This window comes from Micromonospora halotolerans, assembly GCF_032108445.1.
Taxonomy (GTDB): Bacteria; Actinomycetota; Actinomycetes; order Mycobacteriales; family Micromonosporaceae; genus Micromonospora; species Micromonospora halotolerans.
Genome location: NZ_CP134876.1, coordinates 2,513,365 through 2,535,243 on the forward strand (window position 1 = coordinate 2,513,365; position 21,879 = coordinate 2,535,243).

The 21,879-nt window shown below is 74.8% G+C and carries 20 protein-coding genes; 8 read left to right on the plus strand and 12 right to left on the minus strand.

Features of this window, described 5'->3' with window-relative positions:
• Positions 1-11 precede the first annotated feature (11 nt).
• The 3 genes from RMN56_RS11895 to RMN56_RS11905 form a co-directional block, all read right to left on the minus strand.
• Positions 12-644, minus strand: a complete 633-nt coding sequence (locus RMN56_RS11895) for a phosphoribosyltransferase (RefSeq protein ID WP_313723859.1) — start codon at positions 642-644, stop codon at positions 12-14.
• Positions 641-1,996: a glycosyltransferase 87 family protein gene (locus RMN56_RS11900; RefSeq protein WP_313723860.1), complete on the minus strand. Its 1,356-nt coding sequence runs from the start codon at positions 1,994-1,996 to the stop codon at positions 641-643. The genes RMN56_RS11895 and RMN56_RS11900 overlap by 4 nt, the downstream gene beginning before the upstream one ends.
• Before the next feature lie 62 nt (positions 1,997-2,058).
• Positions 2,059-4,575 (minus strand): putative bifunctional diguanylate cyclase/phosphodiesterase, encoded by a 2,517-nt coding sequence (locus tag RMN56_RS11905; RefSeq protein ID WP_313723861.1) that lies wholly within the window; start codon positions 4,573-4,575, stop codon positions 2,059-2,061.
• A gap of 514 nt (positions 4,576-5,089) precedes the next feature.
• Between RMN56_RS11905 and RMN56_RS11910 the strand changes: the two genes are divergently transcribed.
• From RMN56_RS11910 to RMN56_RS11930, 5 genes are read left to right on the plus strand one after another with little or no spacing between them, the layout of a single operon-like run.
• Positions 5,090-5,260 carry an AfsR/SARP family transcriptional regulator gene (locus RMN56_RS11910; protein ID WP_313723862.1) on the plus strand — a complete coding sequence of 57 codons (171 nt, stop codon included), beginning with the start codon at positions 5,090-5,092 and terminating at the stop codon, positions 5,258-5,260.
• On the plus strand, positions 5,257-5,748 hold the full coding sequence (moaC, locus tag RMN56_RS11915) for a cyclic pyranopterin monophosphate synthase MoaC (RefSeq protein ID WP_262285040.1): 492 nt from the start codon (positions 5,257-5,259) through the stop codon (positions 5,746-5,748). Before RMN56_RS11910 ends, moaC begins: the two co-directional genes overlap by 4 nt.
• Positions 5,745-6,215, plus strand: a complete 471-nt coding sequence (locus tag RMN56_RS11920) for a MogA/MoaB family molybdenum cofactor biosynthesis protein (RefSeq protein WP_313723863.1) — start codon at positions 5,745-5,747, stop codon at positions 6,213-6,215. Before moaC ends, RMN56_RS11920 begins: the two co-directional genes overlap by 4 nt.
• Positions 6,216-6,252: 37 nt before the next feature.
• The gene (locus tag RMN56_RS11925; protein ID WP_313723864.1) at positions 6,253-7,512 is read left to right on the plus strand and encodes a molybdopterin molybdotransferase MoeA; all 1,260 of its coding nucleotides are present in this window, start codon (positions 6,253-6,255) and stop codon (positions 7,510-7,512) included.
• Complete coding sequence (locus tag RMN56_RS11930) at positions 7,506-7,946, plus strand: molybdenum cofactor biosynthesis protein MoaE (RefSeq protein ID WP_313723865.1); 441 nt, start codon at positions 7,506-7,508, stop codon at positions 7,944-7,946. The genes RMN56_RS11925 and RMN56_RS11930 overlap by 7 nt, the downstream gene beginning before the upstream one ends.
• 3 nt (positions 7,947-7,949) lie before the next feature.
• Here the strand turns inward: RMN56_RS11930 and RMN56_RS11935 are convergent, their stop codons facing one another.
• Both RMN56_RS11935 and RMN56_RS11940 read right to left on the minus strand, forming a co-directional pair.
• Positions 7,950-9,386 carry a glycosyltransferase 87 family protein gene (locus RMN56_RS11935; RefSeq protein ID WP_313723866.1) on the minus strand — a complete coding sequence of 479 codons (1,437 nt, stop codon included), beginning with the start codon at positions 9,384-9,386 and terminating at the stop codon, positions 7,950-7,952.
• 204 nt (positions 9,387-9,590) lie between these two features.
• Positions 9,591-10,136, minus strand: a complete 546-nt coding sequence (locus RMN56_RS11940; protein WP_313723867.1) for a DoxX family protein — start codon at positions 10,134-10,136, stop codon at positions 9,591-9,593.
• Positions 10,137-10,271: 135 nt separating this feature from the next.
• On the opposite strand from RMN56_RS11940, the gene RMN56_RS11945 reads away from it, so the two are divergent.
• Positions 10,272-10,817: a GNAT family N-acetyltransferase gene (locus RMN56_RS11945; protein WP_313723868.1), complete on the plus strand. Its 546-nt coding sequence runs from the start codon at positions 10,272-10,274 to the stop codon at positions 10,815-10,817.
• Between the two features lie 7 nt (positions 10,818-10,824).
• On the opposite strand, the gene RMN56_RS11950 is transcribed toward RMN56_RS11945, so the two are convergent.
• The gene (locus RMN56_RS11950; protein ID WP_262285047.1) at positions 10,825-12,060 is read right to left on the minus strand and encodes an ATP-binding protein; all 1,236 of its coding nucleotides are present in this window, start codon (positions 12,058-12,060) and stop codon (positions 10,825-10,827) included.
• A gap of 137 nt (positions 12,061-12,197) precedes the next feature.
• Positions 12,198-12,983, minus strand: coding sequence for an LppU/SCO3897 family protein (locus RMN56_RS32850; protein WP_313723869.1), 786 nt, complete (start codon positions 12,981-12,983; stop codon positions 12,198-12,200).
• 86 nt (positions 12,984-13,069) lie between these two features.
• On the opposite strand from RMN56_RS32850, the gene RMN56_RS11960 reads away from it, so the two are divergent.
• A complete protein-coding gene (locus tag RMN56_RS11960; protein WP_313723870.1) occupies positions 13,070-14,077 on the plus strand; it encodes an EamA family transporter in 1,008 nt (335 codons plus the stop codon).
• Between the two features lie 11 nt (positions 14,078-14,088).
• Entirely contained in the window at positions 14,089-14,838 is a 750-nt protein-coding gene (locus RMN56_RS11965; RefSeq protein ID WP_313723871.1) for a prepilin peptidase, read from the plus strand.
• 71 nt (positions 14,839-14,909) lie between these two features.
• Here the strand turns inward: RMN56_RS11965 and RMN56_RS11970 are convergent, their stop codons facing one another.
• From RMN56_RS11970 to RMN56_RS11990, 5 genes are all read right to left on the minus strand, one after another.
• A complete protein-coding gene (locus tag RMN56_RS11970; protein WP_313723872.1) occupies positions 14,910-18,095 on the minus strand; it encodes a UvrD-helicase domain-containing protein in 3,186 nt (1,061 codons plus the stop codon).
• 94 nt (positions 18,096-18,189) lie between these two features.
• Complete coding sequence (locus RMN56_RS11975; RefSeq protein ID WP_313724720.1) at positions 18,190-19,575, minus strand: metallophosphoesterase; 1,386 nt, start codon at positions 19,573-19,575, stop codon at positions 18,190-18,192.
• Between the two features lie 20 nt (positions 19,576-19,595).
• On the minus strand, positions 19,596-19,841 hold the full coding sequence (locus RMN56_RS11980; RefSeq protein WP_313723873.1) for a MoaD/ThiS family protein: 246 nt from the start codon (positions 19,839-19,841) through the stop codon (positions 19,596-19,598).
• A gap of 3 nt (positions 19,842-19,844) precedes the next feature.
• Positions 19,845-20,861 (minus strand): GTP 3',8-cyclase MoaA, encoded by a 1,017-nt coding sequence (gene moaA / locus RMN56_RS11985; RefSeq protein ID WP_313723874.1) that lies wholly within the window; start codon positions 20,859-20,861, stop codon positions 19,845-19,847.
• Complete coding sequence (locus tag RMN56_RS11990; RefSeq protein WP_313723875.1) at positions 20,858-21,772, minus strand: fructosamine kinase family protein; 915 nt, start codon at positions 21,770-21,772, stop codon at positions 20,858-20,860. The genes moaA and RMN56_RS11990 overlap by 4 nt, the downstream gene beginning before the upstream one ends.
• Between the last annotated feature and the right edge of the window lie 107 nt (positions 21,773-21,879).

Consider the following 21,879-nt stretch of genomic DNA (forward strand, 5'->3'; position numbering starts at 1 on the left):
ACCCGGTGGAATCACGCGGTGGCGGTGAGCGCCTGCGTCACCTCGTGGTCGGCGACCTCGTGGAAGTCGTCGTAGTAGGCCCCGACGGCGGCGAAGTCGGGTGGGACCTGCGGGCAGACCACCTGGTCGGCCTCGGCGGCGAGCATCTCGTACGCCTGGTCGGAGCCGACCGGGACGGCCACCACCACGCGGGCGGCGCCCAGGTGCCGGGCGACCTGCACGGCGGCGCGGGCGGTGGCGCCGGTGGCCAGCCCGTCGTCGACGATGACGGCGGTCCGGCCGGCCAGGTCGAGCTGCGGGCGGTCGCCCCGGTAGAGCTGCTCGCGGCGGTCCAGTTCGGCCTGCTCGCGCCGGCGTACCTCGGCGCGCTCGTCGGCGTCGATCCGGTCGGCGATCATCTCGTTGAGCACCTGGACGCCGCCGGGGCCGAGCGCGCCGTACGCGACCTCGGGGGCCCAGGGCATGCCGAGCTTGCGGATCACGAGCACGTCCAGCGGCGCGCCGAGCCGTTCGGCGATCACCTGGGCGACGGGTACGCCGCCGCGGACCAGCCCGAGGACGATGACGTCGGGTCGCCCGGCGAGCTCGCCGAGCTGGTCGGCGAGCATTTGTCCCGCCTCGGCCCGGTCGCGGTAGGTGGTCATGCCTCAGGTCTACGCCCTCCGGCCGGGCCGCGCCGGCCAGTTGCCGGGAAAGGCGATCGGGGGGCGGTCTCGGGGCGGTGCCCGGCGAGCGCGAGGGCGGGGGCGGTGACGAGCAGGGCGATCGGGTAGAGCAGGTAGCCGAAGCGGGTCGAGGGCATGAGCAGGATCGCGGCGAGCAGCCCGTACCCGCAGATCAGGGCGGTGGCGGCGGCGGTGTGCGGCGGGCGGCGCAGCAGCCGCACGGCGATCGCCACGGCGACGGCGGCCAGCAGCGCGGCGGCGACCAGCCGGCCGGCGGGCAGCGCGCTCGCGATGAGGTGGCCGGGGAACGGGGACTGCGCGGGGCTGGTCACGAGCCCGTGCCCGAGGGGGAAGCGCAGCACGTTCTCCACCAGGGCGTCGCGGTCGACCAGTAGCACGGGGAGCAGCGCGAGGACCGGCAGGCCGAGGGCTCCCAGGGCGGTGCGCTGGCCCGCGCGGCGGGTGGCGGCCCAGCAGACCAGCACGACCGCGACCGGCCAGGCGAAGAGCTTCAACACGCCGGCCGCGCCGACCGCGAGACCCGCGCGGCCGGGCCGGCCGGCGGCGGCGAGGGCGAGGGCGAGCAGGCAGAGCGCGAGTACGGGCAGGTCGTCGCCGCCGGTGGCCAGGGTGAGCGCGCAGATCGGCAGGACGGTGGCGGCCTGCGCGGCGCGCAGCACGGCGGCGCCGCGCCGGGGTGCCGCGGGGCCGGCGGTGGTCCGCAGGGTGTGCACGGCGGCCGCCAGCACCAGCGCGGTGACCAGGGCGAACCAGACCCGCGCGTCGGTCCACCAGGCGTCGGCGGCGGCCCGGGGCAGCCCGAACAGCGCCATGCCGGGCTGGTAGGGGGTGTAGCCGAGCAGTTGCTCGCCGGGGGGCAGGGCGGCGATCGCGTCGTGCCCGAGGTAGGGGGTGCCGTGTTCGGCGAGCCGCGCGCCGGCGTGCTCGACGACGACCACCTCCTCCTGCGCCCGGTCGGTCCGGCCGCCGGCGCGCTGGATGCTCTGGGCGGCCACCGGGAGCAGGGCGGTGGTGGCCCAGGCGAAGCCGGTGACCGCCCAGCGGACGGGCAGCCCGGCGAGGCGGGTGCCGGGTTGCCGGCGCCAGGCCAGGAGCTGGGCGGTCGCGGCGAGCGCCGCCAGGGCGTACCCGAGGGTGGCGAGGGTGCCCCAGGCGCGGTGCGGCAGCAGCGTGGAGGTGACGGCGGTGACCGCGGCGAACGCGGCGGAGACGGCGTAGAGGCCCACGTCGAGGGCGAGGCCGCCGGCGGCGGTGTCGATCGCCTGCCAGCGGCGCAAGGCGGGGGCGGTCCGGTCGGCGTCGGCGGTCACGCCGGCCAGTCTGGCAGACGGGTGCGGCATCCCGGCCTGCGGATCTTGGCGGGTCGCGGTGGTCAGGGGGTGGCGGTGCGGTTGCGTCCGCCGCCGGTGCGGCGGCCGGGCAGGCGGATCACCGAGCCGGCGTCGTGCAGCGGCGGCGCGAGGGCGCCCGGGCGGCCGCCGGCACCGCGCTGGAGGGCGGCGAGGAGCGCGCCGGACGGCAGCGGCCGGGCGAACAGGTGGCCCTGCCCGGCGGCGCAGCCCAGCTCCCAGAGCGCCCGCCGCTGCGGCTCGCTCTCCACGCCCTCGGCCACCACGGTCAGGCCGAGGCTGCGGCCCAGGTCCAGGGTGGAGCGGATCACCGCGGCGGCCTCGGCGGCGCTCTCCATCGCGGTGACGAAGCTCCGGTCGATCTTCAGCTCGTGCACGGGGATCCGGGAGAGCAGCGAGAGCGAGGAGTAGCCGGTGCCGAAGTCGTCCAGCGCCAGCCGTACGCCGGAGTCGCGGAGCCGGCTGAGCACCCGGTCGACGACGTCGAGCTGACTGAGCGTCAGGGTCTCGGTCAGCTCCAGCACCAGCCGGTCCGGCGGCAGGTCGTGCGCCCGGAGCCGGGCCAGCACCGCGCCGGGGAAGCGGGCGTCGAGGAGGCTGCGCGGTGACACGTTCACCGAGACCGGCAGGTCGAAGCCGGCGTCCCGCCAGGAGCCGGCGGCGATCAGCGCCTGGTCGAGGATCGCCTCGGCGAACGCGGGCAGCAGCCCGGAGCGCTCGACCGCCTCCAGGAAGCGCAGCGGGTCGATCATGCCGTGCGTGGGGTGGTGCCAGCGGGCCAGCGCCTCCGCGCCGATCACCTCGCCGCTGCCCAGGTCGACGATCGGCTGGAAGTTGACGATGAACTCGTGGTCGGCGACCGCCCGGGGCAGCTCGCCGCCGAGGGTGAGCCGGCCCAGGTCGGCGGTGTCGCGGGTCGGTGCGTACGTGGCGACCCGCTGGCCGGCCCGCTTGGCCTGGTACATCGCCACGTCGGCGCGGCGCAGCAGCTCGGGCATGCCGCCGTTGGCCGGGGCTACCGCGATGCCGCCGCTGGCCTCCACGCTGATCCGCATGCCGTCCAGGTCGAGCGGCTCGTGCAGCGCGGCCAGCAGGGCCTCGGCCCGGTGCGCGGCGACCGCCGGGGCGGGCAGGCCCCGCAGCAGCACGGCGAACTCGTCGCCGCCGAGGCGGGCCACCAGGTCGTCGGAGCGGGCCGCGCCGCGCAGCCGGTCGGCGACCTGGATCAGCACCCGGTCGCCGGCGCCGTGCCCGAGGGTGTCGTTGACCTCCTTGAAGTGGTTGAGGTCGATCAGCACCAGGGCGGTGACGCCGTCGGCGTGCCGGTTGGTGAGCTGCTCGGTGCCCTCGTCGAGCAGGTGCCGCCGGTTGGAGAGCCCGGTGAGCGCGTCGTGGGTGGCGGCGTACGCGTGCTCGTCGGCGATCCGGGCCAGCTCGGCGTACGCCTGGGCGTTGCGGACGGCCGTGCAGAGCGCCGAGGCGAAGGTGCGCAGGGTGTACTGCTCCCGTTCGGACAGCTTGACCGGCCCCGTGAACCGCAGCCGCAGCACCCCGATGTCGGCGGTCTGGTCGTGCCCTTCCAGGCGGGTGGTGAGCACCGAACCCTCGATCGCGCTGGGCGTGCCGGCCGGTCCCCGGAGGGTGATGGCCCCGCCGGCCCCCCGGACCAGCCGCCCCTCCTCGCGCAGCTCGATGTCGACCTCGTCGGCGGAGAAGAGCTCGGTGGCCTGGGTGACCGCGGTGGTGAGCACCTGGTCGAGGTCGACCACGTTCAGCGCGTCGGTGGTGCGGGCCAGGCGCTGCCAGGCCTCCCGTTCGGCCCGGCTGCGCACCCGGCTGGAGTTGGCCAGGTGCAGGCTCAGGACGAGGGGCGGGACGACCACCAGGAAGGTCGGGTTGATCCGGAGGATGAGCAGGGTGGACAGGACCACCGAGAAGCGGGCGAGCACGCTCGCCAACCGGAGGTCGAGTTGCTGCCGGAAGCGGTTGAGGATGGGTGTCCCGGTGGCGAACGCGAGGACCGGGAACATGAGCAGCTCGTCGAGCACCACAACGGTCAGGTAGGCCAGCACCAGGGCGGGCAGCGAGCGGCCGATCGACCCGGACCACGGCCAGGTCCAGCCGGCGGCGACCAGGACCAGTCCGCCAGCGGCGGCCAGCGTCATCTCCTTGGCGATGCCGAAGGCCAGTTTGATGGGGGTCAGCCGGGTGATCGCTCGGGCGATCGCGACGCCGAGACCGGTGGCGACGATCACCCACGGTACGGGGGCGATCGCCAGACCGACGACCGTCGCGGCGTCCGTCCAGGAGATGCCGTGGGTGGTGGCGCGGATGCGGATGCGGACATTGACGGTCGCCGCGACGGCGACCAGAAACGTGAGTGCGACGGCCCGGGTGAGGTTGTTCTCGGTCACCAGGCCGTGGCTGTCAATCAGTCGGATGCTGACCAGCGTCGAGACCCCGGCGGTAAACACGACGAGACCGACTAGCAGCCGTAGCCGCCGATCGGTCCCATTGTCGCGTGCAAGGGTGCGAGTCACGTCCTGGCCTCCACCGCGCCCATCTCGTAGCGGTGCGTGCACCAGTACTGTACGGGGCGCTCAGGCGCCCGGAAAGATCCCTCAGAGCCAGTCGTTGCCGCGCATGTGCTCAGCCCTTCACTCGATCCTGCGGAGCCGTTGTCGTCGACCCCCCACCGACGCACGACAGCTTATGACGTTTAGGCCGAGTTAGTAACATTAGATGTCCATATGCGCAGAATGCGCTAATGTCGCCGCATCTTGTCACTCAGTGTCTTTGCCTGAAGACTGAACGCGTATTCGGGCGACCTTCCAATGGGATTATCGAGTCCCCCCATGCGCGATGTCTCTAGTCGTTCGGGCACTGCGTTACATCACACCCCGCAGGTCCACGGACCGGAAAAATGTCGTCGCTCTCTGATATCTTTTGAAGTCGTGCGGCGGATCGCGCACAATCTTCCGCTAAGGCGTGTTCCGCATATATTGGCGGGAAATGCAGTGGTTATTCAATTCGGCACTGCGGAGGAAAGGTTTGGTGGACGTCCGGCTCCTGGGGGCTCCGGAGGCCTGGTGGGGGCCGACCCAGGTCTCGCTGGGCACACCGAAGCAGCAGCTCGTCCTGGCGATGCTCGCCCTGCACGCCGGGCGGGTCGTCACGATCGACTCGCTCGTCGACGAGCTGTGGACGGATAGGCTCGCGCCGTGACCGAACCCGCGCAGCTCACCCACGTCGACCCGGCCGGCGCGGCCCGGATGGTCGACGTCTCCGCCAAGGCGATCTCCGGCCGGCTCGCGGTCGCCGCCGGCCGGCTCCGCACCACCGCCGAGGTGGTGGATCTGCTGCGCCGCGACGGGCTGCCCAAGGGTGACGCCCTGGCCGTCGGCCGGCTCGCCGGGATCATGGGAGCCAAGCGCACACCCGACCTGATCCCACTCTGCCACCCCATCGCCCTGCACGGTGTCACCGTCGACCTGCGCCTCACCGACGACACGGTCGAGATCACCGCCACGGCGAGGACCGCCGACCGGACGGGCGTCGAGATGGAGGCGCTCACCGCGGTGGCCGTCGCCGGGCTCGCCCTGGTCGACATGGTCAAGGCGGTGGACCCGGCGGCCTCGGTCGACGCGGTCCGGGTGCTGCGCAAGGAGGGCGGCAAGACCGGCGAGTGGGTCCGCCCGGAGGACCGGCCGTGATCCGGGCCCGGGTGATCGTCGCCTCCAACCGGGCGGCCGCCGGGGTCTACGCGGACACCAGCGGCCCGCTGCTCGTCGCCGGCCTGCGCGAGCTGGGCTGCGAGGCCGACGAGCCGGTCGTGGTGCCCGACGGCGAGCCGGTCGGCGCGGCGCTGCGGGCGGCCCGCGACGAGGGCGTCGACGTGGTGCTGACCAGCGGCGGCACCGGTGTCACACCGACCGACCGCACCCCCGAGGTGACCCGCCCGCTGCTCGACTACGAGATTCCCGGCATCGCCGAGGCGATCCGGGCGCACAGCCGGGGCGCCGTGCCGACGGCCGCGCTGTCCCGCGGGCTGGCCGGGGTGGCCGGCCGGATGCTGATCGTCAACCTGCCCGGGTCGCGGGGCGGGGCGAAGGACGGGTTGGCGGTGCTCGGGCCGATCCTGCGGCACACCGTCGACCAGCTCCGCGGCGGCGACCACTGACCACACACCCCCGCCGCGCCGGCGCTAGGCTCGGCCGATGAGCACGGAAACCGCAGCCGCCGCGGCCGGGGTCGCCGCGCCGCCACCTGCCGGGTGGGAGGAGGCCCGCTCCCGGGTGTACGCGGTGGGTCTCGCCGCCGCGCTCCCCACGGTCGGCCGGCCGCTCGCCGACGCCGACGGGCACACCCTGGCCGAGCCGCTGACGACGCGTACCGACCTGCCCGCGTTCCCGACCTCCAGCGTGGACGGCTGGGCGGTGCGCGGGGACGGCCCGTGGCAGGTGGTCGGCCGGGTGCTCGCGGGGCAGACCCCGCCCCCGCTGGAGGCCGCCGGCAGCACGGTGGAGATCGCCACCGGCGCCATGGTCCCCGAGGGCACGACGGCGATCCTCCGGATCGAGGAGTCGACCCGCACGGCCGACGGCCGGGTGGCAGGAACGCCCCGTCCGGCACCGGAGTGGCGGCAGCCGGGCGAGGAGGCGTACGCCGGGGAGGAGCTGCTGCCCGCCGGCACGCCCGTCGACCCGGCGGTGATCGGCCTGGCCGCCTCCTGCGGGCACGACACCCTGCTGGTCCGCCGCCGGCCGCGCGCCGCGCTGCTGGTCTTCGGTGACGAGCTGCTGACCGCGGGCCCACCGGGGGCCGGCCGGGTCCGCGACGCGCTCGGCCCGGCGGTGCCCGCCTGGCTGCGCCGGTACGGCTGCCAGGTGCGCCCGGCCGACGTGGTCGGTCCGGTGGCGGACACCCTCCCCGCCCACGTGGCCGCGCTGCGCGCCGCGCTCGCCGACGCCGATCTGGTCTGCACGACGGGTGGCACCATGCACGGCCCGGTCGACCACCTGCACCCGACGCTGGAGACGCTCGGCGCCGACTACGTGGTGAACACCGTGGCGGTCCGGCCGGGCTTCCCGATGCTGCTGGCCCGGCTGGTGGACGGCGACGGCCGGGTGCGCTTCGTGGCCGGCCTGCCGGGCAACCCGCAGTCCGCGATCGTCGCGCTGGTGTCGCTGGTCGCGCCGCTGCTCGCCGGCCTGCAGGGCCGGCCGATGCCGGTGCTGCCGCAGGTCACCCTGGCCGAGCCGGTACCGGGCCGGGGCGACCACACCCACCTCGCCCTGGTGCGGTGGGACCGGGTGGCCGGCACCGCGCACCCGGTCCGCCACGTCGGCTCGGCGATGCTGCGCGGCCTGGCCGGCGCGGACGGCTTCGCGATGATCCGGCCGGGCACCAGCGGCGCGGCGGGCGACCGGGTGCCGCTCGTACCGCTGCCGCTGACCCCCGGGGAGCGGGCATGGTGAGCGCGAGGAGTGTGGACGGCGTGGTGCTCGGCGCGGTGACCGACCGGCCGCTGGACCTGGCCGCGCACGAGGCCGCGGTCGCCGACCGTCGGGCCGGCGCGGTGGTCTCGTTCCAGGGCGTGGTCCGCGACCACGACCACGGCCGGACGGTCATGCTGCTGGAGTACGAGGGCCATCCGACCGCCGAGGCCGTGCTGCGCGAGGTGGCGGCCGAGATCGCCGCCGACCCCGACGTGTACGCGGTGGCCGTGTCGCACCGGATCGGCCCGCTGGAGATCGGCGATGTGGCCCTGGTGGCGGCGGTCAGCACCGCGCACCGGGCGGCGGCCTTCGCGGCCTGCGCGCGACTGGTCGACGAGGTGAAGGCGCGGCTGCCGATCTGGAAGCGGCAGGTGTTCTCCGACGGCACCGAGGAGTGGGTGAACTGCCCCTGAGGCTCAGCGCCGGCCGGCGGGCTGCGCCACCCTGGCGAGCCGGTCGTGGTAGAAGGCCGGCTCCGCGCCGGGGCGCCAGGGCAGGGCCGCGACCAGCACGATCAGGGCGACGGCCAGCGAGTTCTCCATGAGCGCGCCGAACAGGCCGTCCTGGTAGTGGGACACCTCGGGCAGCTGATGCTCGTACGGCCAGATGGGCGAGATCAGGAAGAGCAGGTAGAGCCCGAGCGCGCCGACCCCGTGCCGGAGCCCGGTCAGGGTCGGGTACCAGATCGGCGGTCGCAGCGCCGGCACCCCGGTGGCCGGCGGCGCGCCGGCGGCCCGGGGCAGCACGCCGCGGCTGGCTTCGCGGCGGCGTACGGCGGCGTCGGCCAGCACGATGATCGCCGGGATGACCCAGACCAGGTGGTGCGACCAGGAGATCGGGCTGACCACGTTGGCGGTGAGCCCGACCAGCGTGAACGCGGTCAGCTCGTCGCCGTCGGCGCGGGCACTGGCCGCCCGGGACAGCCCGAGCGCCAGCATCAGCACCGCGAAGGCCAGCCAGAGCAGGCCGGGCGTCTCGATCGAGTCGTATAGCCGGGCCAGCAGGCCGGCGAGGGACTGGTTGGCGGTCATGTCCGCCGCGCCGACCCGCTCGGTCTGCCAGAGCACGTCGGTGAAGTACGTCCGGGTCTCCGCGCCGACCAGCCAGAACGTCGCGAGGGTCACGCCGATGGTGGTGCCGACGGCGGTCAGCGCGGCCCGCCACTGCCGGGTGATCACGAGATAGGCCAGGAACAGCGCCGGAGTGAGCTTGACCGCGGTGGCCAGCCCGATGCCGACCCCGGCCCAGGTGCCGCTGTAGACGAACCGGGCCAGCGCCGAGTCGGCGGTCTCGTGGTGGGTGCCGCGCCGGGCCCGCCAGCGCAGGCCGACCAGGTCCGCCATGATCAGCGCGAAGAGCAGCAGGTTGACCTGGCCGTAGCCGAGGGTCTCCCGGGACGGCTCGATGGCCACGGCCAGCGGGGTGGCGATGCCGACGGTGAACCAGAGCGACCAGCCCAGCCGGTCGACGATGGGGCGCAGCAGCGCGGCCAGCACGACGGCGAGGGCCGCGATGCTGGCCAGGGCGTTGAGCCCGCCCGCGGCGTCGATCGGCAGCCAGGACATCGGCAGCATGGCCAGGGCGGCGAACGGCGGGTAGGTGAAGCCCAGGGTGGTGGACGGGGCGATGAAGTCGTACAGCTCGTTGCCGTTCGCCCACCACACCACGGCACCGTGGTAGATCTTCATGTCGAAGAAGTTGTACGGCCGCCCGAAGGCGCCGATCGCGAGCCAGGCGGCGTAGGCGACGGCGGCCACGATGCCGGTCCGCACGACGGTCCGGCGGTCGACTCCGCGCGTGACGCGTTGGACGGGAGCGAGGCGGTCCGTCCGTCTACCGACTGTCGTCGGCATGGCGTGGCCACCCCCGTACCAAGGTCGTCCTGCCCGTCCAGGTCCAGCACGGAGCCTAGAACGGCGCCTCACGTCAGTGCCTCCCGCGTTATGCGACCGTGTCCGATCCCACACGTGTTTTTGACATTTCCACCGCGTTAACGGGTCTCGGACGGTTCAGGTGATTAGCGGCCTTGCGGGGGGTGGCGGCCGTATTGATGCAGGTCAGCCGGGAATCCGGCGGGCGGTGGCCGCCGAGCGTACGGCGATCTTCGCCTCCCGGCGGGCGGTACGGACCGCGCGCTTCACCGAGCGGCGCGAGTGGTCGATCCGGTGGCCGGTGCGCCAGCGGAGCCCCGGCTTGCCCTCGGTGTCGGCGGCGGCGAGGAGAAGGCCGCCGAAGAGCCCGAGGTTCTTCAGGAAGTGGATCTGGTTGTTGTTCCGTGCCGCCGGGTCGTCGGTGTTCCAGAAGGGATGGCCGGCGGCGGTGGTCGGCACCAGGGTGGCGGCGAGGACGAGCGCGGCCGGCCGGGTGAACCTGCCGGTCGCCAGCATCAGCCCGGCGACCAGTTGGGTGGCCGAGTTGGCCCGCACCAGGGTCGCGGTGTCGGTGGGGATGCGGGGGTTGATGTTCTGGAGCAGCGGCGTGACCTTGTCGGTGATCGGCTGGGCGGCCGGGACCAGCCGTCCCGGGTTCCGCAGGTTGCGGGCGCCGCTGACCACGAAGATGCCGCTCAACATGACGCGGGCGAGGGAGCGCACGGGCTTCATGGCTCAGTCATACCCCGTTGCGGCCCCCGCCACCCCCGCAACACTCGAAAGGGATCGGCCGACGTGGACGTCCGGTGCGTACCGATTTCAGCGACCGTCGCAGATGGACCGGCTCCGGGCGGTAAGGTCGCGCGGGTGACGACCCTGCGACTCCGACCCGAGGACCCGGCGGACGAGGAGCCGGTCGCCCGGGTGCTGGCCGCCGCGTTCGCCCGCCCCGACGTGGCCACCCCGCCCGAGGTGGAGCTGGTCGAGGACCTGCGGCGCAGCGACGCCTGGATACCGGAGCTGGCCATGGTCGCCGAGTACGGCGGCGAGGTGGTGGGCTACGCCCTGCTCACCCGGGTGCAGGTGCGCACCGACGGTGGCGCCTGGCCGGCGCTGGCGCTCGGCCCGGTGGCGGTCGCCCCGCACCGGCAGCGGATCGGGCACGGCGCGGCGGCGGTGCAGGCCGCTCTCGACGCCGCGACCGAGCTGGGCGAGCGGCTGGTGGTGGTGCTGGGCGACCCGGGGTACTACCGTCGGTTCGGGTTCGGCCGCGCGGACCGGCTGGGGCTGACCAGCCCGTGGTCGGGGCTGGGTGAGCCGTGGCAGGCGCTCGTGCTGCCGCCGTCCACCAGCGACGAGCCGCCACCGCCGACCGGCGAGGTGGTCTTCCCGCCGCCCTGGTCGAAGGTCTGAGCCGCGGTCAGGCCGGCTGGGTGCGCAGGTAGCGGCCGAAGTGCGGGACGGTGAAGGCGACCGTGCCCCGCTCGCCCGAGTAGATCAGGCCCTTCTTGATCAGCGCGTCCCGGGCCGGCGAGAGGCTGGCCGGCTTGCGACCGAGCGCCCGCGCGATCTCCGCGGTGGGCACCGCCGCGTCCATGTCGTCGCGGCCACCCTCTTCGCCGTCCACCAGCGCGAGCGTGGCCATGGCGCGCATGTACTCGCGCTCGGCCGGGGTGGCCCGCTCGAACCGCGAGCCGAAGAAGCCCACCGCCAGCTCCGCCTCCGCCTCGGGCGCGGCGACCCGGACGTCCGCGGCGGTGATCGGCGAGCGGGGCGCGTGGTCCCAGGTGGCCTTCCCGTACGCCTGGACGAAGTACGGGTAGCCGCCGGACTTCTCGTAGAGCAGGTCGAGGGCCTTCTGCTCGTACTCGACCTCCTCCCGCTCGGCCGGGGCGCACAGCGCCTGGTCGGCGGCGATCCGGTCCAGCCGGTCGATCCGCTGGTAGCGGAAGAGCCGTTCGGAGTACGACTTCGCGGCGCTCAGCACGGCCGGCAAATGCGGCAGCCCGGCGCCCACCACGATCAGCGGCGCGCCGAGCTGGGACAGCTCGTGGCATGCGGCGCAGAGCGCGGAGACGTCCTCCGCACCGAGGTCCTGCATCTCGTCGATGAAGATCGCGATGCCGGTGCCCACGTCGGTGGCCACCGCGGCGGCGTCGGTGAGCAGCTCGACCAGGTCGATCTCGATGTCGCCGGAGTCGGCCCGGCCGCTGCTGGCCGGCACGTCGATGCCGGGCTGCCAGCGGTCGCGCAGCTTCGGGGCGGCCCCGCCGCGCCCGGCCGGGGCGGCGCGCTGGGCGAACGCCTTCAGCACACCGAGGAAGGCGTCGATCCGGTCGGGAGCGCGGTGGCGGGGGGCCAGCTCGCGCACCGCCATGTGCAGCGCGGCGGCGACCGGCCGGCGCAGCGACTGGTCCGGCCGGGCCTCGATCTTGCCGGTGCCCCAGAGGTGGTTGATGGCCTGCGAGCGCAGCGTGTTCAGCAGGACTGTCTTGCCCACGCCGCGCAGCCCGGTCAGCATGAGGCTGCGTTCCGGCCGGCCGCGGGCGATCCGCTCCAGCACCACGTCGAAGACGTCCAGCTCCCGCCCCCGCCCGGCGAGTTCGGGCGGGCGCTGGCCGGCGCCGGGGGCGTACGGGTTGCGGACCGGATCCACGAATCGCACAGTATCGGGCCGTCTAGCGGTGGGGCTAGACATCCGTAGATGCCGCTACCGCGTGTCGAGACTGTCGAGACGAAACTAGGGCTGTCTAGCGTGGATGCTAGACAGCCCTAGTTTTGACTACCGTGGTCCTACCGCCGCTTCAGGCAGAGCACGAAGTCGAGGGTGTCGAGCCGGCTGTCGAAGAAGTACCAGTCGGTGTAGCCCTCGACCTTGGCGCACTTCGACTCCGCGTCCTTCTTGCCGCTGGTCGACCCGTCGATGCGGCGCAGCACCTGGTAGGTCTTCGGGGCGCAGTCGGTGATCACCAGCTTCGGCTCGGCGGAGCCGCCCTCGTTGGCGACGCACTGGCCCGCCTTCACGAAGCGCGGATCCGTCGAGGAGGCCGGGGCCGGCGGGGTGGTGGGTGCCCCGGCCGGATCGCTCGCGGCCCCGGTCGGGGCGGCCGCCGGGGCGGACGGGGACACCTTCCCGCCCTCGCCCGCGTCGTCCCGGCCGAGCAACCAGTAGGCCCCCGCCCCGCCGAGCAGCAGCACCGCCAGCACGACCAGGACCACCAGCAGTGGCCCCCTGCCGCGCTTGGGCGGCGTCGGCTCGGCGTACGGCGGCTGGCCGCCGTAGCCCGGATCGGCCGGGTAGCCCTGGTAGCCCGGATCGGCCGGGTAGCCCTGGTAGGGCGGCGCGGCCGGCGGCGGGCCGGCATTCCAGGCGGGGCCCGGCTCGTAGCGCGGGGTCGACTGGTCGTAGCGCTGCGCCGGCGGCTCGTAGTGCCGGGTCGGCGGCTCCTCCCAGCCGCCCGGCTGCCCGCCGTAGCCGGGGTCGTAGCGCGGATCGGCCGGCGGAGCGTACCCGTCGTCGGGGCGCCGTCCACCCCACGGCTCGGGGGAGCCGCCGCCCGGTGGTCCGAAGTTCGACATGAACGCCCTCCTGCGTACGCCAGTGCTGAGAGGCCGGCCACCAACAGGAGACGCCGACGCCGTGGTCACCGTAGCGTGGTCCACCGATGAGCTCACGCCCCACGAGTGCGACGCCCGCCGTCGACCACGCCGCCGCCCCGGCCCGTCCCGCCCTGATCTGGACCGCGCTGGTCCTGGTCTACGTGCTCTGGGGCTCGACCTACCTGGGCATCCGGGTCGCGGTCGAGTCCCTGCCGCCGCTCACCTCCGCCGCCATGCGGTTCGCCGCGGCCGCGGCGGTGCTCGCCATGGTGCTGCGGCTGCGCCGCGGTCCGGGGGCGCTCCGCGTCGACCGGCGGCAGCTCGGCACCGCCGCGCTGGTCGGCGTGCTGCTGCTGGCCGGCGGCAACGGCCTCGTGGTGCTCGCCGAGTCCGGCCCGGAGGGGACCGCGGTGCCCTCCGGCATCGCCGCGCTGCTGGTGGCCACCGTCCCGCTCCTCGTGGTGCTGCTGCGGACCGTCGGCGGGGACCGCCCCCGGCCGTGGACCTTCGCCGGCGTCGCCCTCGGCTTCGTCGGTCTCGTGCTGCTCGTCCTGCCGAGCGGCGGGTCGGGGAGCGTGCCGCTGGTCGGCGCGCTGACCGTCGTGGCCGGCGCGGTCAGCTGGTCGGTCGGCTCCTACCTCTCCGGGCGGATGCGGATGCCGGACGACCCGTTCGTGGCCACCGTCTACGAGATGCTCGCCGGCGCGGCGGCGCTCGCCGTGATCGCCGCCGTCCGGGGCGAGCTGCAGGGATTCTCCCCTGCCGAGGTGACCGGCCGCTCGTGGGCCGCGCTGGCGTACCTCATGGTGGCCGGCTCGCTGGTCGCCTTCACCGCGTACGTCTGGCTGCTGGCCCACGCCCCGATCTCCCTGGTCTCCACCTACGCGTACGTGAACCCGGCGGTCGCGGTGGCGCTCGGCGCGCTGTTCGTCGCCGAGCCGGTGACCGCGCAGGTGCTGCTCGGCGGCGCGGTGATCGTGGTCGGCGTCGCCGTGGTGGTGAGCACCGAGCGTCCGCGCCGTTCGGCGGCACCACGCGTCGACGGGGCGGCCCCGGAGCCGGCCCGCCGGTAACGTTCCGGCCCGTGTCGGCCGGGCTGGTGGCGGGTGTCGCGCTCCTCGGCGCGCTGGCCGGCCGGGCCGCCGACCCGCTCGCCCGACTCTCCGTCCGCTCTCGGCTGCCCGCCGGGCTGCCGGTTCCGGCCTTCCTTCCCCGTGGCGTCGCGTGCTCGGGTGCCTCGTCCGCCACGTCCTCACGGTCGGTCGCCCGGCGTCGTGGCGTGCCGTCCGGCGCCGGCCCGGGCCGCCGCGGCAATCGGCTCGGGGTGACGCTGGCCGGGGTTGTGGTCTTCGGCGGGCTCGCCGCCGCGCGGGCCGGCGACCCGGCGTTGCCCGCGTTCCTGGCCGTGGCGGCGATCGGGCTGGTGCTCGCCCTCGTGGACCTGGCCTGCCTGCGGCTGCCCGACCCGCTGGTGGCCGCCACGGCGGGCGCGGGCGCGCTGGGCCTGGTTCCGGCCGCGCTGGTCGGCGGCACGCCGGGACGCCTGCTGACCGCCCTCGCCGGTGCGGCCGTCTCCTTCGCCGGGTACGTGCTGCTCGCGCTGCTGCCCGGTGCCCGCCTCGGCTTCGGGGACGTCAAGCTCGCCGCCGCGCTCGGCCTGCCGCTCGGCTGGCTCGGCTGGCCGGCCCTGGGCCTCGGCCTGCTCCTCCCGCACCTGCTGAACGGGGTCATCGTCCTCGCCCTGCTCGCCGCCCGCCGGGTCCGCCGGGACACGCCGCTCCCGTTCGGCCCGGCGATCCTGGCCGGCGCCTGGCTGGCGGTCCTGCTCGCCTGACTCCCGCTCCCGCCGCCGGTGGGCGCGTTGACCGGGGCCCCCTGCTGGGCGTCAGGAAGGGACCCCTCCTTTCAGATCAGGCGGAGTTGGCGGTCGCGAGGGCGGCGGGGTTCGGTGTCGCCGAAGCGCTCGAACAGCCCCGGGTCGATCACGTCGAGGAACGGGGTGGGGCGGCACTCGCGCTCCGACCCGTGCCGCGTACGCCGGGCCGCGTGGCTCACGTAGAGCCGGTCCTGCGCCCGGGTCAGCCCGACGAAGAAGAGCCGCCGTTCCTCGGCCACCGCGTCGTCGTCCGGCTCCTGCCCGGGCCAGCGCAGCGGCAGCAGCCCGTCCTCGGCGCCGACCAGGAAGACCACCGGGAACTCCAACCCCTTCGCCGCGTGCAGGGTGAGCAGGGTGACCGCCTCGGCGCGCGGGTCGAGGGCGTCCACCTCCGCCCCGGTGGCGAGTTGGGCGAGGAACAGCTCCAGGTCGTCGCCGCAGCGCCGGGCCAGCGGGGTGAGCAGGTCGACCGCGGTGCGGACGTCCTCGGGGCGTACCGCGCCGGAGCCGTCGAGGGTCGGCACGGCGAAGCGCTCCGCCAGGATCTGGCCGGCCAGCCGTACCCGGGCGGTGAGGGAACCGTCGAGCCCGGCGTGCCGCAGCTCGCGGGCGATGGCGGTCACGCCCGGCCGGTCGCGCAGGCGGTCGTGCGAGCGCTTCTGCACGGGAATGTTCGCCCGGGCCAGCGCGTCCACGATCGGCGCGGCCTGCGAGTCGGTGCGGTAGAGCACCGCGATGTCGGAGAACGACAGCGAGGTTGCCCGACCGTCGATCCGGCCCGAGTCCAGCGAGCGGTGGGAGAGGCCGCCGACCAGGTCGTCGATGGTGCGTACCAGGAAGTCGGCCTCGTCCGCGACGGAGGTCGCGGCGTAGCGACCGACCAGCGGGGCCTCCGGGTCGAGCCGGGCCGGGTCGAGGCGGCGGCCGCGGACCAGCGACGACGGCGCGATGGCCTGCACGGCGGCGGCCAGGATCGGCGCCGACGAGCGGTAGTTGCGGTTCAGCCGGACCAGCCGGGCGTCGGTGAAGTCCTGGGAGAAGCGCAGGAAGTAACCGACGTCCGTGCCCCGGAACGAGTAGATCGCCTGGTCGGGGTCGCCGATCGCGCAGAGGTTGCCGTCGGCGGGGCTGAGCAGCCGGAGCAGGTCGTACTGGACGGCGTCGACGTCCTGGTACTCGTCAACGAAGATCCACTTCCAGCGCTCGCGGTACTCCCGGACCAGCTTCCTGTCGCCCCTCAGCAGCGCCACCGGCAGGGTGAGCAGCTCGTCCAGGTCGACCAGGTCCCGCTTGCGCAGCAGCGCGGCGTACCGCTCGTCGTCCTCGCCGGCCTCCGCGCGGGCGGCGGCCCGGTCGGCGTCGTCGGCGATCCGGAAGTCCGCCGGCAGTCCCGCGGCCGGCGCGTTCTCCCGCAGGATGGTGAGGCCCAGCGAGTGGAAGGTGCCGACCGTGACGTCCTCGGCCACCGGGCCGAGCAGCCCGTCCAGCCGGTGCCGCAGCTCCTCGGCCGCCCGCCGGGTGAAGGTGATCGCCAGGCACTGCTCCGGGAAGACGTTCAGCTCCGCGCACAGGTAGGCGATCCGGTGGGTGAGCGTCCGCGTCTTGCCGGTGCCCGGGCCGGCCACGATGAGCAGCGGACCGCCCGGCGCCGAGGCGGCCACCCGCTGCATCGCGTCGAGCCGGTCCAGCAGCCCGGTGCCGACCTCCTCCATCCCGGCGAGCATCGGCTCGAACGGCTCGTGCGGGGAGGGTGCCGGCGCGATCGGTGGCGGGGGCGGCGGGGCGGGCTTGCGCTTCGGCTCCGCCTTGGCCGCCGCCGGGCGCCGGGCCCTGGGCTTCGCCGCCGGCTCCGCGGGCTTCCGCTGCGCGGGCACGTCGAAGAGCGTGTCCTGGCCGGCGCCCCCGGTCGACGACCCCAGCTCGGCCGGGTCGAAGAGCGTGATCACTCCGTACTCGCCGTCGTAGCCGGGGACCCGGCGCACCTCGCCGCGGCGCAGCCGGCCGATGCCCTCGGCGAGCAGCTCGCCGCCGATTCGGCCGATCTCGTCCAGCGGGGTACGGGTGAGGATGTCCAGCTCCGGGCCCAGCGCGGCGATCAGCTCGTGGAGCTTCCCCTCGACCTTCTTGGAGCGGGCGCCGACCTTGTTGAGCTCGCCGAGGATCTCGGCCAGCGGCACCAGGTGGGTCACCTCCCGGGCGTGCGCCGGCCGGTGTCCCTCGGGCCGGTCGGCCAACTCCGCCACCCGGCTCAGCACGCCCACCGTCAGCGGCTTCCCGCACTCCGGGCAGCGCCCGCCGGCCTCCCGGGTGCGCTCCGGGGACCAGTTCACGCCGCAGAGCCGGTGCCCGTCGGCGTGGTACTTGCCCTCCTCCGGGAAGAACTCGATGGTGCCGGCCAGCCCGTCGCCGGTGCGCAGGGCCTCGCGGATGGCGAAATAGTCCCGCCCCGAGTCGAGGACGGTGGCCTCGCGGGCCAGCGCGGGCGGCGAGTGGGCGTCCGAGTTCGACACCAGCTGGTAGCGGTCCAGGCTGCCGACCCGCCAGTTCATCTCCGGGTCGGAGGAGAGGCCGGTCTCCACGGCGAAGATGTGCTCGGCCAGGTCGGCGTAGCAGTCGGCGATGGCGTCGAAGCCGGACTTCGAGCCGAGCGCGGAGAACCAGGGCGTCCAGATGTGCGCCGGCACCAGGTAGCCGTCCGGGCTGGCCTCCAGCGTGATCTCCAGCAGGTCGCGGGAGTCCAGCCCGAGGATCGGCCGGCCGTCCGAGCCCAGGTTGCCGATCCGCCCCAGCGCCGCGTTGAACCGGGCCACCGCGTCCAGGTCCGGCAGGTAGATGAGGTGGTGCACCTTCCGCGTCCGGTCGTCCCGCTTGTAGATCGTGGAGATCTCCACGCTGAGCATGAACCGGACCGGGTCCGCCTCCGCCGCGCTGGCCAGCCGGGGCGGCAACCGCCGGGCGATGTCCCGCTCCGCCTCCGGGCTCAGCCGGTAGAGGCCGGGCTCGGCCGGATGCAGGGTCTCGCGCAGGTGGTCGTACCAGGCGGGGTGGGTGAAGTCGCCGGTGCCGAGGACGCCGATGCCCTTGCGTCGGGCCCACCAGCCGAGGTTCGGCAGGGTCAGGTCACGGCTGCACGCGCGCGAGTACTTCGAGTGGATGTGCAGGTCCGCGACGAACGACGGGGGGCCACCGGAGGGTGCGGCGTTGAACGGAGGCACGCCGCATCCTGTCACGCCCGGTCCTCCGGCCGCCCGCCGCCACGCGTACGCGTGACCTGAGCAATGCGGTGCTGGACCGGGCGGCCCGGACGCGCTATGGGGCGCGCAGCTCGACGAGGGTCACCTGCGGCGGCGCGCCCACCCGGACCGGCGGACCCCAGAAGCCGGCGCCGTTGGTGACGTAGACCTTGGTGCCGTCCACCTCGCCCAGGCCGGAGACGACCGGCTGCTGGAGCTTCACCAGCAGGTTGAACGGCACCATCTGGCCGCCGTGGGTGTGCCCGGACAGTTGGAGGTCCACGCCGAACTTCGCCGCCTCGTGCGCGGCCACCGGCTGGTGGGCCAGCAGCACGACGGGGCGGGACGGGTCTCGGTCGCCGAGTGCGGCGGCGTAGTCGGCGGGGGCTGCCAGCCCGGTGCCGGCGGCCGTGACGTCGTTGACGCCGGCCAGGTCCAGCACGCCGCCCCGCGCCCGGATCTCCTGGCGCTCGTTCTGGAGCACCCGCAGGCCGAGCCGGTCCACCTCGCGCACCCACTCCTCCACACCGGAGTAGTACTCGTGGTTGCCGGTGACGAAGAAGCTGCCGTAGCGCGAGCGCAGGTCGCGCAGTGGTTCCGCGGCCGGGCCCAGCTCGGCCACCGAGCCGTCGACCAGGTCACCGACGACGGCAACCAGGTCGGCGTCGAGCCGGTTGATCATCGCGACGATCCGCTCGGTGTGCGCCCGGCCGCGCAGCGGCCCGAGGTGGATGTCCGAGACGGTGGCGATGCGCAGCCCGTCCATGGCGCGGGGCAGCTTGGCCAGCGGGATCCGCACCCGGTCCAGCCGGGGCGGTCCCATGGCGGTGCGTACGCCGTACCCGGTGACGCTCGCGGCGGTGAGCCCGGCGAAGATGGCGGCGCCCCGGGCCAGCAGCAACCGGCGGGACGGGTCGTGGTCCGGCGCGGCGGTCGGGGTGTCGGTGCCGGGCGGCGGATCGCCCGGACCGCCGGCCGAGGGGGCGGGTTCGCCGGCCGGCGCCTCCGACGGCCCGGCCGGCCCCACGGCCGGCGGGTCCGCGAGCGCGACGGGCGACGCCGACGCGCCGCCGGCCGGCACCCGGTCCTGCCCAGCGGCGAGGTTCCCCCGACCGGCGGTGGATCCGGCCGGGACCAGCGCCGGCTCGGAACCGGTGGCGGTGGCGGGCTCGCGGCGGCGCAGCACGAGCTTCACGACCGCCGTGGGCACCTCCAGCACCAGCAGCAGCACCAGCAGGTAGAACATCAGGGCCAGCCAGAGGTAGCCGGGCCAGGCCAGCCACTGGGCGCCGCTGCGGGTGCCCGCCATGGTGGCCGGCACCAGCAGCGCCAGCAGCAGCGCGACCAGCCCGCCGGCCTTCCGCAGGCGGCCCGGGCGGGTGGTGTCCCGCACCAGCCGCTTCCACAGGTAGAGGTGGATCAGGGCGGTGACGAGCACGGCGAAGCCCACGAACGACGCCATCGCCAACACGGGAGCCTCCCTCAGCCGCCCGCGAAGGGCGGCAGCACGTCGACCGTCGCCCCGGCCGGCAGCGGTGCTTGACGATCATGGCAGGCCATGCCGTCGACCAGGAAACTCGCCGCCTTCAGCACCACGGCCAGCCGCTCGCCGTGCCGCTCGGTCAGCTCGTCGAGGAGCGCGTCGAGCGACCGGCCGGCGGCCACGGTCTCCTCGGCGCGTCCGGCCGCGGCCCGCGCGCCGGCGAAGTAGCGGACGGTGAGTTGCACCGGTCAGCCTCCGATCGCCGACATGGGGCGGGCGGGTTGCAGGAAGGTGGGGTCGTCGATGCCGTGCCCGGCCCGCTTGCCCCACATCGCGGCACGCCAGCGGCGGGCCAGCTCCTCGTCGTCCGCCCCGGCGCGCAGTGCGCCGCGCAGGTCGGACTCCTCGGTGGCGAACAGACAGTTGCGGACCTGACCGTCGGCGGTGAGCCGGGTCCGGTCGCAGTCGCCGCAGAACGGCCGGGTCACGCTCGCGATCACGCCGACCCGGGCCGGACCACCGTCCACCAGCCAGGTCTCGGCCGGGGCGGCCCCCCGCTCGCCGGGATCGGCGGTCAACGCGAACTCGGCGCGCAGGGCGGCGAGGATCTCGTCGGCGACGACCATGGTCGACCGGTCCCAGCCGTGCTGGGCGTCCAGCGGCATCTGCTCGATGAACCGCAGCTCGTAGCCGTGGGCCAGGGCGAAGCGGAGCAGCGCGGGCGCCTCGTCGTCGTTGACCCCGCGCATCAGCACGGTGTTGATCTTCACCGGGGTCAGCCCGGCCGCCGCCGCGCCGGCCAGCCCGGCCAGCACGTCGGCGTGCCGGTCCCGACGCGTCAGGTCGGCGAACCGCGCGCGGTCCAGGGTGTCCAGCGAGACGTTGACCCGGTCCAGCCCGGCGGCGCGCAGGGTGGGCGCGAGGCGGTCCAGGCCGATGCCGTTGGTGGTCAGCGAGATGCGCGGGCGGGGCTCCAGCGCGGCCACCGCCGACACGATGCGGGGCAGGCCGGGCCGGATCAGCGGCTCGCCGCCGGTGAAGCGGACCTCGGTGACGCCGAGCCGCTGCACGGCCACCCGGATCAGCCGGACGATCTCGTCGTCGTCGAGCAGCTGCGGCCCGGCCAGCCACGGCAGCCCTTCGGCGGGCATGCAGTAGGTGCAGCGCAGGTTGCACTTGTCGGTCAGCGAGACCCGGAGGTCCCGGGCGATCCGGCCGTAGCGGTCGACGAGGACCCCGTCGGTCGTCGTCGGGGCGGCGGTCACCCGTCGACCGTAGCGCGTCCGGCGCCGCGCAGTGCGGCGCGGGCGACGGAGTCCACCGCCGACCGGTACGCGGCCCCGAACAGCGCGGTGTGCACCAGCAGCAGGTGGAGCTGGTGCAGCGGCACCCGCTCCCGCCAGCCGTCGGCCAGCGGCCACGCCTCCCGGTAGGCGGCCGTGATCCGGTCGAGGTGCGGCGGGCCGCCGAAGAGGGCGAGCTGGGCCAGGTCGGTCTCCCGGTGGCCGCCGTGCGCGGCGGGGTCCACCAGCCAGACCCGGTCGTCGATGCCCCACAGGAGGTTGCCGGGCCACAGGTCGCCGTGGATCCGGGCCGCCGGCTCGTCGCCGCCGAACTCGGCGATCCGGTCGATCAGCTCCTCGACCGGGCGGGTCTCCGCCGTGGTGAGCGCGCCGTTGTCGACCGACATCCGCAGGTAGGGCAGCAGCCGTCGCTGCGCGAACCACGCCGACCAGGGACCCGGGTCGGGCGTGTTGTCCTGCGGCAGCGCGCCGATGAACCCGGGCCACTCGGCGCCGAAGGCGGGGGCGCCGGCCCGGTGCAGCCCGGCCAGCTCCCGGCCGAACAGCTCGGCCGCCTCCGGCGTCGGCTCGCCGGGCTCGACCCAGTCGAGCGCCAGCAACTCGGGCAGCGCCACCACCACCTCCGGTACGGCGACCGTGCCGGCCTCGCGCAGCCAGCGCAGCCCGGCCGCCTCGGCGGTGAAGAAGCCCTCGGGCGCGGCCCGTTCCGCGTGCTCGGGCCAGGTCTTGGCGAAGACCGAGTGCCCGTCGTCCAGGGTGAGCCGGGACGCGGCGCAGATGTCCCCGCCGGAGACCGGGGTCTCCCGGATCCGCTGGTGGGTCAGGAAGGTCGGCAGGTGCTCCGGGTGTGCCCGCAGGTACGCCAGGTCCATGAGCGCAACGTAGCCGGTCCGCGCGGCCGGCGCGGGCCGTGCACGGCTCAGCGGCGTGCCGTTCCTCGCCCACCTGGCCCGATACTCTCCGTGTCTGTGGACAACCC

What these genes read in the sequence shown, in the direction of transcription:
- RMN56_RS11895 (WP_313723859.1), bottom strand. Translation starts at nt 644, where the DNA reads ATGACCACCTACCGCGACCGGGCCGAGGCGGGACAAATGCTCGCCGAC.
- RMN56_RS11925 (WP_313723864.1), top strand. Translation starts at nt 6,253, where the DNA reads ATGAGCACGGAAACCGCAGCCGCCGCGGCCGGGGTCGCCGCGCCGCCA.
- RMN56_RS11930 (WP_313723865.1), top strand. Translation starts at nt 7,506, where the DNA reads ATGGTGAGCGCGAGGAGTGTGGACGGCGTGGTGCTCGGCGCGGTGACC.
- RMN56_RS11935 (WP_313723866.1), bottom strand. Translation starts at nt 9,386, where the DNA reads ATGCCGACGACAGTCGGTAGACGGACGGACCGCCTCGCTCCCGTCCAA.
- RMN56_RS11940 (WP_313723867.1), bottom strand. Translation starts at nt 10,136, where the DNA reads ATGAAGCCCGTGCGCTCCCTCGCCCGCGTCATGTTGAGCGGCATCTTC.
- RMN56_RS32850 (WP_313723869.1), bottom strand. Translation starts at nt 12,983, where the DNA reads ATGTCGAACTTCGGACCACCGGGCGGCGGCTCCCCCGAGCCGTGGGGT.
- RMN56_RS11960 (WP_313723870.1), top strand. Translation starts at nt 13,070, where the DNA reads ATGAGCTCACGCCCCACGAGTGCGACGCCCGCCGTCGACCACGCCGCC.
- RMN56_RS11975 (WP_313724720.1), bottom strand. Translation starts at nt 19,575, where the DNA reads ATGGCGTCGTTCGTGGGCTTCGCCGTGCTCGTCACCGCCCTGATCCAC.
- RMN56_RS11990 (WP_313723875.1), bottom strand. Translation starts at nt 21,772, where the DNA reads ATGGACCTGGCGTACCTGCGGGCACACCCGGAGCACCTGCCGACCTTC.